13 protein-coding genes are annotated in these 12,076 nt (G+C 45.4%); 9 read left to right on the top strand and 4 right to left on the bottom strand.

The genetic code is table 11. The features are described 5' to 3' along the window. The first annotated feature begins 25 nt into the window (after nt 1-25). Nucleotides 26-532 carry an arsinothricin resistance N-acetyltransferase ArsN1 family B gene (locus ACJJID_RS09850; RefSeq protein WP_444922577.1) on the top strand — a complete coding sequence of 169 codons (507 nt, stop codon included), beginning with the start codon at nt 26-28 and terminating at the stop codon, nt 530-532. A 12-nt stretch (nt 533-544) separates the two neighbouring features. Here the strand turns inward: ACJJID_RS09850 and ACJJID_RS09855 are convergent, their stop codons facing one another. Continuing rightward, nucleotides 545-1,210 carry a phytanoyl-CoA dioxygenase family protein gene (locus ACJJID_RS09855; protein ID WP_444922578.1) on the bottom strand — a complete coding sequence of 222 codons (666 nt, stop codon included), beginning with the start codon at nt 1,208-1,210 and terminating at the stop codon, nt 545-547. A gap of 857 nt (nt 1,211-2,067) precedes the next feature. Between ACJJID_RS09855 and ACJJID_RS09860 the strand changes: the two genes are divergently transcribed. The 8 genes from ACJJID_RS09860 (at nt 2,068) to ACJJID_RS09895 (ending at nt 10,144) form a co-directional block, all read left to right on the top strand. Next, on the top strand, nt 2,068-2,682 hold the full coding sequence (locus ACJJID_RS09860) for a bactofilin family protein (RefSeq protein WP_152454038.1): 615 nt from the start codon (nt 2,068-2,070) through the stop codon (nt 2,680-2,682). A 71-nt stretch (nt 2,683-2,753) separates the two neighbouring features. Then, complete coding sequence (locus tag ACJJID_RS09865; protein ID WP_444922579.1) at nt 2,754-3,986, top strand: hypothetical protein; 1,233 nt, start codon at nt 2,754-2,756, stop codon at nt 3,984-3,986. Then, a complete protein-coding gene (locus ACJJID_RS09870) occupies nt 3,986-5,296 on the top strand; it encodes a MotA/TolQ/ExbB proton channel family protein (RefSeq protein WP_444922580.1) in 1,311 nt (436 codons plus the stop codon). Before ACJJID_RS09865 ends, ACJJID_RS09870 begins: the two co-directional genes overlap by 1 nt. Continuing rightward, on the top strand, nt 5,289-5,990 hold the full coding sequence (locus ACJJID_RS09875; RefSeq protein WP_444922581.1) for an OmpA/MotB family protein: 702 nt from the start codon (nt 5,289-5,291) through the stop codon (nt 5,988-5,990). The genes ACJJID_RS09870 and ACJJID_RS09875 overlap by 8 nt, the downstream gene beginning before the upstream one ends. Next, nucleotides 5,987-7,012, top strand: coding sequence for a hypothetical protein (locus ACJJID_RS09880; RefSeq protein WP_444922582.1), 1,026 nt, complete (start codon nt 5,987-5,989; stop codon nt 7,010-7,012). The genes ACJJID_RS09875 and ACJJID_RS09880 overlap by 4 nt, the downstream gene beginning before the upstream one ends. A 742-nt stretch (nt 7,013-7,754) precedes the next feature. Then, a complete protein-coding gene (locus ACJJID_RS09885; protein WP_444922583.1) occupies nt 7,755-8,357 on the top strand; it encodes a DJ-1/PfpI family protein in 603 nt (200 codons plus the stop codon). A gap of 303 nt (nt 8,358-8,660) precedes the next feature. Then, complete coding sequence (locus ACJJID_RS09890; RefSeq protein WP_444922584.1) at nt 8,661-9,062, top strand: YybH family protein; 402 nt, start codon at nt 8,661-8,663, stop codon at nt 9,060-9,062. A 701-nt stretch (nt 9,063-9,763) separates the two neighbouring features. Beyond that, complete coding sequence (locus ACJJID_RS09895) at nt 9,764-10,144, top strand: VOC family protein (RefSeq protein ID WP_444922585.1); 381 nt, start codon at nt 9,764-9,766, stop codon at nt 10,142-10,144. Between the two features lie 159 nt (nt 10,145-10,303). Here the strand turns inward: ACJJID_RS09895 and ACJJID_RS09900 are convergent, their stop codons facing one another. From ACJJID_RS09900 to ACJJID_RS09910, 3 genes are read right to left on the bottom strand one after another with little or no spacing between them, the layout of a single operon-like run. Next, nucleotides 10,304-10,678 (bottom strand): hypothetical protein, encoded by a 375-nt coding sequence (locus tag ACJJID_RS09900; protein WP_152454046.1) that lies wholly within the window; start codon nt 10,676-10,678, stop codon nt 10,304-10,306. Continuing rightward, nucleotides 10,671-11,225: a sigma-70 family RNA polymerase sigma factor gene (locus ACJJID_RS09905; RefSeq protein ID WP_152454047.1), complete on the bottom strand. Its 555-nt coding sequence runs from the start codon at nt 11,223-11,225 to the stop codon at nt 10,671-10,673. The genes ACJJID_RS09900 and ACJJID_RS09905 overlap by 8 nt, the downstream gene beginning before the upstream one ends. A 10-nt stretch (nt 11,226-11,235) precedes the next feature. Continuing rightward, a complete protein-coding gene (locus ACJJID_RS09910; RefSeq protein WP_444922586.1) occupies nt 11,236-12,036 on the bottom strand; it encodes a DUF6249 domain-containing protein in 801 nt (266 codons plus the stop codon). Between the last annotated feature and the right edge of the window lie 40 nt (nt 12,037-12,076).

Raw genomic sequence — 12,076 nt, forward strand, 5'->3', positions numbered from 1 at the left:
TATTACTGGATAAATTGTCAAGATAATGATTAGGACTGTTAACAACTCAGATGCACAGGTAATAGCTGCAATATACAACCACTATGTCATAAATACTCCCATCACCTTCGAGGAGCAAGCTATTAGCTCAGTTGATATGGTCCGGCGAATCGAGTCCGTCCATCACTCAAGCCTTCCCTGGCTGGTAAAAGAGCAAAACGGTGAGGTTGTTGGCTACGCTTATGCCACACCATGGAAGGAAAGAAGCGCTTATCGATTTTCTGTGGAAACAAGTGTATATATTACCAACGACATGAAATCGAAGGGCATGGGTACAGCGCTATATCTGGCTCTATTTGCCGAGCTTAAAAAGAAGAATATTCGAACTGCTATTGGCGGAATAACTTTACCTAACTCCGCAAGCGTCGCCCTACATGAAAAACTAGGCATGAAAAAAGTGGCACACTTTGAAAAGGTAGGGTTCAAATTCGGCCAATGGCGCGATGTTGGGTATTGGCAGGCTCAGCTAGAATCCTTCAATCATCCGGTATAACAAGTTTTGGCTTCAAACCCATGAAGCCCCATAAGGTAACTTAAAGCTACTATACTCCAGGTGAATAATGCGGCGCCGCCCTGAGGTGAGCACCTTATCGGATGAGTGCAAAATATGAGGACGCATAATCAGTATATCCCCAGCTTTAGCCTCACAATGAACAACCCCGCCCCTAGGAACATAGCGTTTAATCGCTTCAGCTCCCAAAATACCCTCACGTTGACTGTAAGGTAGAACTTTCAAGCAGCCATTATCAGCACCGGCATCGTCAAGGTGCACACGCAATGTGACCATCTCCTTTAATACCTTTAGTGGAGGCTGCACGTGGTGGACTCCATCTTTGATACTCCAAGGGCCCCAACCATGCCTCTCAAACCGAGAGGAAACAGCTACAGTCTTATCCTGGTGCCAAGCTACAGACCAATTATTATCAATTTTTTTGTCAAAAAAAATGGCTCTCACCAACCGGACAGGTTTTATCAAGTAAGTCTCTACTAACTTTAAAATCTCTTCTGATTTTGCCAGAGAATCCACGGAAGGAAATCTTTTATTGGCATTGCGTACACCGCCTCTACCATTGGTAAGTGATATGGTTGCCAAATCGGTTTGAAGCGTCTTTATTTGATGTCCTGATAAAACATTACGAATCAAAGCGTGGCCACATTCCAGATCATCCACCTTCATAAGCCTCAAAAAATTAATCTTGGAAGGTTGAGTAAAATAATCACAAGCATTTATCTAGCAAGTAATTTTTAAGCCGTTTCAGTACCTTAAGATACATTAAATTTTCGGAAAGCACTTTAGTGGGCAAAAACTTTCTGCCAGTCAGCATCATAAGCTACGCGTTTCTTCTTAGCCGCAATTATTTCGCAATCACCAGTAGCCTCATGCAAAAAACATAACTTTCTGCAAGCCTAAGTCGATAGAACAGAAACGGAACAATAGCGGCACTTAAAAGAAAAGAGTGCTCTTGATCACACTTTTTACGTGCAATCCGTGCTAAGTTTAACTTATTCAAGTCGAGGTCAGCTTGATTAATGGCCAAGCCGTTTAGTGGTGGCAGGCACGCTGTAAGAAGGTACACACCAACTCATAGATTATGAGCTCTATTGGACTCAATACCCATCAGCAGGCAATTTAGCAGTATGTCCTCCTTATTTGAAAGTGAATATTTACTTACGCTATTTACACTGAGCTGAGCATAATGATGTTGCAAACTATCGTAAAGATAGCTTGATACTCTATTCAGGACTCAGATGATTTTTTCTCCAGCTTAGCAAAATGGGGAAACCTAGATGAGTAAATTCACAAGAGAATGTTTCAGAAGCGCTCGGCCAGTAAGATGGCTCATATAAAAGTGCTCAATTTTATCAGACAACTCATACCAGCCATCGCAAGGAAACTGTCAATGGCCAGAATGTTGGTGTTTTTTTAAGCTTAAAATATCACTTTTTGCACCAATACACTTTCAACTATGGGTATGAGAGCAAGAGATCTTATAGCTGACTTTTACCACAAAGAAGAGATTTATTTCGATGAGCACTGACAAAAGCAATGATTCCACACCATTTCTAGCGGGCATGAGCGCTGGTGAACAGCAATCATCTCTCTCGAATTCAGGCGCCAAATCAGTGCTGGGCCAAGGAATCAATTTCCGTGGCGAGCTGATTGGTACCGAGGACCTTCACGTAGAAGGCACTGTCGATGGCACTGTGATTATGGTTGGACACAATCTTTCAGTGGGTACTGGCGGCGCAGTTACAGCAAATATTCACGCAAAAAATATTGTTGTAGAAGGCACCCTGGACGGCGATGCACTTGCCGATGAACTCATCGAAATTCGCAATACGGCACAAGTGAATGGGAACCTGATCGCCCCCAGAATCAAGCTGGACGACGGTGGTAAATTCCGCGGCTCCATGGACATGGTAGATACCGATTCTGAAATGAAGGAACGTCACAAGGAGTTCTCTGATCGCCTGGTACACCCTGATCTGCCTGCGACAGAGGATAAGCCTGCAAATCGTGCACAGAGCAATTCTTCTTACTCCTCCAGTAACGCCACTGTGAATAGCTCTTCTAGTATATCCGATAGTAGTGATTACTTATTCGGCACCAAGGAGATCGAAGAGGAGGCCGAGGAAAGCTGAGCTGAAAACTTCTAGTAATCCTCATTACCAGCCCCGGCTATTGCCGGGGCTTTAGCTTTTGGTATGGAAATATGTTGCAGCATCAATCTTTTGGCATTGCTGCCCTGGTCGAAGAAGTCATTCAACCAGGTGCAAAAGTGTTGGATTTGGGATGCCTCTCCTTCGGCACTACACAAACTTTCTTAGAACTTTCCTGCCAGACATTTATTGAAGATTTACGTAGCTTATTGCTTGAAATCAATGCGCTGGATTCACAAACTCGTGCTTCAAGACTATCTGAACATCTAACCAAAAAACCACAGAGAATAAAAATTGATGTTGTTCTCTGCTGGGATTTATTAAACTTTATGGAGCCCGAACTCATCACTCGGCTCATTGAGGAAATCCAACCTCATTTAAAGTCTGGTACTATCTTTCATACCATGCTCTATACCGGCACAATGCCCACAGCACCCGCCGACTTTAAGCGCCTATCCGGCTTCACCTTTAACTCTGAGCAACTTACATTACAGGAACCGCTGCCCACCTATCGGTATTCATCCCTTAACTTGATGAAAACTATGGGAAACGTTTCTCTGCGCGACTCTCTCCTACACAGAAAGGGCATGCGTAAGGACCTTATCGAAATGATGTTCGAGTATGGCAATGTGAAGTCACAAAATGCTTTACAGGCTGCGGGTACCTCAGGCGCAATTTCTGCATTTAGACAAATAAGTCTAACGGAGCTGCCTTTAACCGCTTTCGACGCAGCAATGTCACATGTCAGCCGCTCCCCCATCAGCAAAGTGCTCGATGTCGGGAAGAAAGTCGGCAGAAATATGCAATTTCTTCAGCGCGAAGCCGGTGAGCTTTTTATATCCGACCTCTACTCCGCAATACTTTGGCAATGCAGCCGCAAGGAATCATTTGAAGGGGCCGTGCATGCCGCCTTGAAACAGGCAAGCCTGCCAGAAAATCTGGATTGCATCTTACTTTGGGATCTACTCAACTTCTTTTCCGTTGAAGAAATTCAAATAATCACCAGTGCTTTATATCAGTCTCTGAGCAATGCAGGAGTCATGCATTTTCTACTCTTCAAACAAGAGCGTCTTCCAGTCAACTGTGGTGTGTTCGAGATACAGCAGTCGGGCCTAGTAGGGACCTTTCTCCAGCCAACTGGCAATAAGCCGGTCAAGTTTCGCACTATTACTGACGTAGTGAAGTCTCTGCCACAAATGAAAGTACTTAGTCAGGGCACTGGACGGATACCCAGCGGGCCCTCTTATCATGAAATAACAATGCAGAAAGTTGTAAAGGATCAATAATGACCCAGTTTTTCTATCACTGGTTGACTAAATTATCCGCCGAGCAAGTAACCGACACCTTTCTTATCGTTATGCTTGCCCTTGGTGCTATCGCTTTGGTCGTCTACCCCTTTGGTAAGTTTTCACGTTTTGTAAAAGAGGTGCCATCCCTTTTGACAGCTCTTGGCATCCTGGGAACGTTTATTGGCATAATTCTCGGTATCTATGGTTTTGACTTGGCTGATATCGATACTTCAATTTCAGAGCTGATGCAGGGCCTGGAAACGGCCTTTATGACGAGTATCCTGGGCTTGTTCCTGTCACTGGTTCTTCGTACTATCTTTCAATTGTTCAGTAAAGAGCAGCCAGCCAAAGCCACCTCAGATGACATCTTGATGGCAATTAATGGTCAGCGGCAGGATCTTGCCAAATTCCAGCAGAGTATTAGTGAAGAAGTTCTTCAATCGCTCACCGCTGTTGTTGAAAAATTTAATCAGGGTTTAAATTCACAAATGGGTGACAACCTGCAGCAGTTTATTCAACAGCTACAAGCAGTATCCCCCGCCCTACAAGCTTTAATCGACCAGCATGAGCAACATGCCGAGTTGGCTGCCATTTACCGTGAACAAACCACGTCCCTGCTGGTTGAAATCAATGGTGCCCAGGAAAATCTTCTACAACTACATCAACGTATTACCGAACTGCCAGAAGTCTTTAATGCGATCCCTTCATTGGTGGAGCAGCAACGCATCCACTCCGAACAAATCTCTGTAATGCTGAATGAACAGCAGGCATCCATTGAAATACTACAAAAATCGATCCCAGATATAGCGCCCAAATTCGAGTCTTTGACCAAAGGAATTGACAACGCCAACCAGCAACTGGGCACCCAAGTTAAACAATTGATATCCCTGAATGAAACCCAGACCAAAGTCTTTGAACAAAGAACCAACAGAGTTGTAGCTCTGGCCGATGTTCTCACCAACATCGACCCGAATCATTTCTCGAATATTATCCAAGAGACTGCCAACAATCATCGTGAGTCAATGGTTGAGCTTGCCCAGCTTATTGCCAAGACCCACCAGCAAATGATCACTGAATTATCCCAGGTGATCACTCGCGATTTATCCAATGCTGACGTGAGCATCAAAAGACAGTATGAATTGCTGGATCAACGCTTACATAGCGAGGTAGAGAGCGTAATGACAGCAATGGGCGACGCACTGGGAACCTTGAGCGGTGAGTTCTCACGGGATTTTCGTCAGTTAATCCAACAAATGAAGAGAATCGACAACCAAGTGAAACAGGTCGCTGGAGAGGAGCATGTTTGAGGGCGCTCACTCCAGCAGCGAATCCAGTGAAAGCCAATGGATCAGCCTATCTGACATGATGGCCGGCCTAATGATGGTCTTTCTCTGTATTGCCGTCTTCGTTATGCGCTCCCTAATAGACGAACGCGCCAAGATTCGAGAGCTTGCGGAGTCTTATCGAGATACACAGTTGGCTATCTATCAAACTTTACAGCAGGAGTTCTCTCAAGACTTGAATCGCTGGGGAGCATCGCTGGATAAGCAAACCCTCGCTATCTCCTTTAATAATAGTGATGCGCTGTTCAAGACCGGGGATTTTGCCTTAAGTGACAATGCTCGTGAAATTATGTCCTCTTTTGTACCCCGGTATATTGCGGCACTGACCCCCTATATGGATTCTATCGCCGCAATCCAAATTGAGGGCCACACAAGTTCTGAGTGGGGTGAGCAGTCGGCTCCGGAAGAGGGATACTTTCATAACTTGCGTCTATCCCAACAGAGATCACGGGCGGTGATGCAGTATGCACACTCGCTACTGCCGTCAGATCAAGCAGTACTGGTGCGCGCAAAAGTCGCAGCCGTAGGCTACTCCTCTGCCCGCCCTGTACTCAATGACAATGGTATGGAGGATCCGGATCGCTCTCGTCGGGTTGCTTTCCGAGTAGTGCGGGATTCCGAAAGCCATATCCTGCAAATTCTTGAGGAGGCTTTGTGAAGCTAACCAATCTTCAGCCTATTCATAACCGCCAAACTCAAGAGCTGTCGTGTATCCTCAAACCTATCCCTCAGCCATCAAATACCAGTAAACCATGTCGAAACAGCTTGGCCAATGCTATTCGATCGGGGATTCAGCTGGACGCTTCAGACCTAGACAGGCTCACCTGTGGTTGGCGTTACCGAGGTATTCCGGTGTTTGCATTTGGCCTTGAGCCCACTTCTATCACACAGGTTGATTCTTTTGGGCTAATTCACGTTTCTCCCAAATGCCCTACAGTCAGCAACTATCAGGGACCTCTTTGGGTGAGTAGCGACTTCTCTGCTGCGCAAAAGGCTTTTCCGCAAGATGAACTAAAGCCCTGCCCTCACTGCTTGCGACACCTTTATAGCCTGGACATCGCAGACTTACTGCATAAAGACCGCTTCGGAAATGTTACCGATATTGACTGGTTGATTTATGCACGATATTTTGCCGGCCATTTTTTTGAAACTCGGCCATTATTCTGGCGAAACGGTGAGCGTCCGCAGAGGGTAGGCTCACTGTTTAGCGCTGATATCCCAATGTATGCTTGTTCAATATGCCAATGCCAGGTAAAGGCTAGTAACTGGGCACTGAATCCAGAATTAGCCGTACGGAGTGAACTACCAAGAGAGATTTGCCTGCCCTGCGCTGAAAGGCGCGCCCGTGCCGTAATAATGGCATCTCCACAAGAAGCGTTGCGTGCAGCAACATTGCGCTATGAGTCCCTTATTAAACAGCTGGGCAGTGAACCCCAAGCATCTTGGGCAATCGCCGAGCAAGTAGTCCCCGCCGCTTGGCTGCCATTGGTACAGAAACTGAAAACTCTGATGGGCCCACCCAAGGTATTTCAACTAATCGCCCCTCAGGTGCTTGCCGTTTTGTGCTGGCCCAGCATGAAACGTGCCATCATTGCTGATACCCCCAAAGAAGCAATGCTCCCCTCAAACTATTCTGTATGGAGAAAAATCCAAATTGAACAAGAGCTTGGCCTCAGCTAACTAAAAAGCGTACCGTGCTGGGTATAGGCATGTAGCTCGCGCCCCCCTGGGATTTATCTTTTTAGAAATCATTCATGCAGTGAACCTTGAGGGGGCTGGCTACGGACGGTAAGGAGGCAAGAAGTATTATTTGAGCGGATGGGCCTAGCAAGCAAAAAATAAACGCGAAACCTTATCACCCAAACGAACAAACTCTGTTAAATAATTATTTTTAATACAAAAAAATCAGGAAAACTTAAATTTCATACCTGCCAGTTATAAGCTAGCATAAAATCTCTAAAGAAATCCAAGCCACATTGGACAGGCAAGCGCACAAGTAAACGGAACGATATCCACCTTAATCACCCCTCTATTAAGCACACTCAATACACCCCATTCGTACCCTATTGTTTCTAGAAAGACCAACCTCTAAAGCCCCCAGAAGATAAAAATCACGCCATTAGGTTTGGAGCAAAATTTATAAAAGGATTTTGACTTCACATTTGCAAACTGAGATATTAAGCAACATCACTTAAGAAACATTTTAAGTAACTAAATGAAGCGCAATGAGCCGGACACGCGCCCTTCAGCAGTTAAAAATATCGGTAACTTTTAGAAACCCAGGGGCAAACTCCCTAAAAATAAATTCTCATTATCGATAGAAATATTCTTACGGAAATGTCACTGCCGTGCGGCTTCATAAAACCCCCAACCCACCAAAATTACTTATAATAAACGTCACGCCACTGAATAGAGGTCAAGGATGAAGCTGGGAGTTTTACTTTTTGAAGAATTTGAACTGCTTGACGTATTTGGCCCCTTAGAAATGCTGGGTCAAGTAGATAACCTTAGCATTGAGCTTATATCTAAAAATGCGGGGCCAGTATATTCAGCTCAAGGGCCCGCAACCATCACACAAAAAGATTTTCGTGACAACACTGAATACCAAATCATTTTGATTCCTGGGGGCATTAGCACAAGAAAGGAAGTGCATAATTCGAGTATCATTGACTGGATCGCAAGAAAGGCCAAAAGCGCCAACTATATTACTTCTGTTTGTACTGGTAGCGCCTTACTGGCCAAGGCAGGCATACTGAATGGCAAAAAGGCCATTACAAATAAATTAGCATTTTCTTGGGTGCGCTCACAAAGTGAGCAAACAAACTGGATCGCAAAAGCACGCTGGGTTCAAGATGCCAATATTTTTACATCATCTAGGGTATCCGCAGGCATTGATATGGCTCTAGCTCTCATCAAAGAAATTTGGGGCGAAATGAAAGCGAACGAAATAGCAGATAGAGCAGAATATAAATGGAACCAAAATCCTGACATTGATACATTTGCAATCAAGTATGGGCTAACTTAGCGGGGTATCACGTTTGCGCTAGCATTCATAGAAAGCAAATCGAAACTTAAGCCAAAGATGCAAAGTAAATCTATAGAAAAATATTAAGCTAGAAACTCCATATGAACAGCCAAACTCTTAAAAAATTAAGATATGACGTAATCAGAACATATTTAAGAGCTGCACTTAGACTACAAACTCAACATTCACTACAATCGCCTTAACTCTGGGGACCCAAATCCTTAAAAAGGCAAACAAAAAAAGATAAATGGAATTTCTTATAACCCAGCCACCACAACCCACCAACAACCACATGGATCCATCATGAAAAATCAAGAAATAAAAAAAATTGAAACTCTCCTTGAAGACTGGGTCGAGTCTACACGGCACGATCGAAAGGACAACATTTTAAGCAATCACTTACCAGATGCAATTATCTTTGATGTGCTTGCACCGCTACAATATCAAGGAGCTAAAGCCTATAGAGAAAGTTTTGATGAATGGCAACCTCCCTTTGAAATCCCCTCGCTATTTGAGTTGAGTGAATTAAAAATTACCGCAGGGGATAAAACAGGATTTGCTCACTGCCTTATTAACTGTGGCGGCACTCTTCCTGATGGCAAGGAAGTTCGTGATACTGTTCGAGCAACCTTCTGTTTTATTAAGACTGAGGATTCCTGGCAAGTTGCGCATCATCATATTTCTACGCCAGCCAAGCTTGAATAGTTAAGTTCACAACATAGGATCATTAGAAACCATCGAGCCATTGATATGTTTTTATACTGAGTGCATTTTATACAGTATCACACTATGGAAGTGATCTTTTTCCACTTTGCTGCTCTAACTTTATGCCCCCAGGTTAGCAGCAGTGAGCCCCAATGCACCATATTACCAGCTAATATAGAAACTCCCATTTAGCTTTGTGGAAACAATAATTTCTTTATATGAGCGGAGCTAAAATTTAAAAACATATAAAATAGATATCAAGCATAACTTAAGCAGCGAGATTGATTAATCAATCTCACTGTAAAAAATTCAATTTCAACAGCTCGAGATTCTGCTCTCCTACCAATCAAAACTCAGTTACAGTCTCAACTAGATATAATTACAAAGCACGCTAAATTTCAGCTTTAAATACCCCAAAAGGCTATCTGCCATTCTCTTACTTTTCAGTCATATCGATTACACCGAACATATTACTAATATTTGCCACTCTATTAGCTGGCGACAAAGTCACATAGATTACATTCGATCAATAAATTTATTCAGCAATACTATCAAACTAAGTAGGCTGTAAGACATCCAATAAAATTTATAAGCATGCAGAAAGCACTCACCCCTGGCCCATAAGCTCTTTGTAAAGCATAATTTATATATTAATGTTTACTCTTGCAGGCAAGAGCAACAGGGTTGCGTGGGAATTTCTGATGAACCTAAATCAAGTGACACTTCCAGTATCAAACATGGATGAGGCTACACATTTTTACCGTGAAATGGGCTTTGTTCAAATAGTCGATACACCTCATTATGCTAGATTCGAGTGCCCCGATGGAGATGCTACTTTCTCACTAACCCTTTCGAGCAATTCTACAGAGAATTCGGCTGTAGTTTATTTTGAACATGAGAAATTGGACTCCTGGGTCAGGGAGCTAAAGAGAAAAGGCTTCATTTTTTCTGAAGACCCAAAAGATCACCTTTATTTATGGCGTGAGGCGGTCCTTTATGACCCAAGTGGCAATAAGCTAAAGCTGTATTGGGCTGGTGCAAACCGTAAGAATCCACCTTGGAGAGTAGAGCGCCGTCTATAGTCTTGGTGCTCTCAAACCAATGATGACGGTCAGTAAAGAATAGAAATAATGAAAAGGAACAGCGAGCTAAACGTTGATTGGCCCACCCCTAGTACACTGCTAGAGAGTACACTGCTAGAGGCGGGCAAGAATTGGATTCTTTTTTGAGTATCGAAGTAATCAGCGGCGGGCAGCGAAAATACCACCGGCCATCACCGCCAGAGAGGAGAGCATCCCCACGCCGACCAAACTGTAAAGACTAATTGACTGACGAGCGGCTTCACTGAGCACCTCGCCGAATGGAAATTGCCAGGCAACGATGCCCGAGGCCGCCAGTACGGCGATATACTGGAATCGGCTGGCGCGACGCTCATTATGCTTAGTCGGAGCGGGCAGCTTGGCCATGACGCTTTCACAAAAACCGTCATCGTCCAGGTAGGGTTCATCGAACTGCAGCTGCTCTGCCAGCCATGCATCGAACTGTGGGTCTTTGCCCTCTATAGCTAAATCGCCCAAGGCATTACCTTTCGTATTGCGCTGTTCAAAGTTAACCATTGACCACCTCCTCGCGCCACGGCTGTAACAAGCTCTGAAGCTTTGCCCGCGCGCGGTTGACATGGGATTTTACCGTACCAAGCGGCAACTTCATAATACTTGCCGCTTCCTCATGGGAGAAGCCCCGCTGCATGCACAGATGTATCGCCTGGCGCTGGGCGTCGCTCAGGGAGTCCATTGCGGAGTTTAGATCTCTAGCCATGCCCAAACGTTGGGACTCTTCCACTGTCTCTTCCGCCTGAGCCCTATCGACCGCTTCCTGGTCCACTTCTGGGGCGTTCTTGCGTTTGTGGCTCATGACGAGATTGTAGGCGATACGGTACAACCAGGTGCTAAACCGGGCATCTCCCCGAAATGCCGGCAGCGCCTTGTAGGCCTTAATAAAGGCTTCTTGCGCCATATCGTCTGCCAGGCCCTGGTCGCCATCACACAGCTGACGGAGCGAGAATCGCAGCTGTGATTGATAGCGACGAACCAGCTGGGCATAAGCCCGCTGGTCCCCGTCTTCGACGGTGCGCCTGATCAAATCCTCATCATTGAGGTCCATATTCCGGTCCTTACGCCTGCTTGTTATCGAGCTTCCAGTTGATAAAGCGGGCCAGGCCGATAAATAACGGAATCAAACCCAAGCTACCTACCCCGACCCCAGCCATCGCAGAAAGCCAGATAAACACCGCAGCTCCTACTGCAATCAGAGTAAAACCTTTATCTGCGGAATTGTTGGGAGTGTTGCCTTCCAGCATATCCAGCATTTCCGACGGCACATCGCGACCTTCTGCCACCATACGATTGATGTTTTCCATCACCAGCTGCTTTTTGCGGTAGCTGTTGCGGGTTACCAGCCACACAATCAGTACCGGCATACCGAACACACACAGCAGAGCCAGTACTGGCAAGGTCACCACCTGGTGGAAGCCAGAATCTGAGTGAGACTCCTCCCAACTCTTGTGTGAAGCATCATATTTCTTGGATAAACCGATCTCTACATTGTCTGGCACACTGTCTAGGGCCTCTTCGGCCACCCGCCCACGCTCATCGAGAATGCCCTTTCGTTCAAGCTTCTCAATAATGCGTTGACTTAAGGGGCCACCAAACTCCGCCCCCAGGTCCACCTGAACCTCGCTGCGCTCACCGTCCTCTCCTTCAGTTTTGATCGTGAGCACCCCCTTTTCATCACGCATAATGCGTACACGTGAATCTGGTTTGGGTACCTCACTTTCCATAGCTGGCGGCTTCGGCGGCTCGGGGATAGTGTTGCTATCATCCTGTGCCCAGCTGCCCATAGCGGTAAAAGTTACTGCCAGCGCTGCCAGCCAGCAGGTAACTGCCCGCAGGGATTGTGAATTTCTCGCTCTCATTAGTTACTCTCTAATCGTTGTCTTTTTGTACTGTTAAACC

Source organism: Microbulbifer sp. CnH-101-G (assembly GCF_052466775.1).

Coding starts and splice junctions, on each gene's coding strand:
- ACJJID_RS09870 (WP_444922580.1), top strand. CDS start 3,986: ATGACCCAGTTTTTCTATCACTGGTTGACTAAATTATCCGCCGAGCAA.
- ACJJID_RS09885 (WP_444922583.1), top strand. CDS start 7,755: ATGAAGCTGGGAGTTTTACTTTTTGAAGAATTTGAACTGCTTGACGTA.
- ACJJID_RS09905 (WP_152454047.1), bottom strand. CDS start 11,225: ATGGACCTCAATGATGAGGATTTGATCAGGCGCACCGTCGAAGACGGG.
- ACJJID_RS09895 (WP_444922585.1), top strand. CDS start 9,764: ATGAACCTAAATCAAGTGACACTTCCAGTATCAAACATGGATGAGGCT.
- ACJJID_RS09875 (WP_444922581.1), top strand. CDS start 5,289: ATGTTTGAGGGCGCTCACTCCAGCAGCGAATCCAGTGAAAGCCAATGG.
- ACJJID_RS09890 (WP_444922584.1), top strand. CDS start 8,661: ATGAAAAATCAAGAAATAAAAAAAATTGAAACTCTCCTTGAAGACTGG.
- ACJJID_RS09865 (WP_444922579.1), top strand. CDS start 2,754: ATGTTGCAGCATCAATCTTTTGGCATTGCTGCCCTGGTCGAAGAAGTC.
- ACJJID_RS09850 (WP_444922577.1), top strand. CDS start 26: ATGATTAGGACTGTTAACAACTCAGATGCACAGGTAATAGCTGCAATA.
- ACJJID_RS09910 (WP_444922586.1), bottom strand. CDS start 12,036: ATGAGAGCGAGAAATTCACAATCCCTGCGGGCAGTTACCTGCTGGCTG.
- ACJJID_RS09860 (WP_152454038.1), top strand. CDS start 2,068: ATGAGCACTGACAAAAGCAATGATTCCACACCATTTCTAGCGGGCATG.
- ACJJID_RS09900 (WP_152454046.1), bottom strand. CDS start 10,678: ATGGTTAACTTTGAACAGCGCAATACGAAAGGTAATGCCTTGGGCGAT.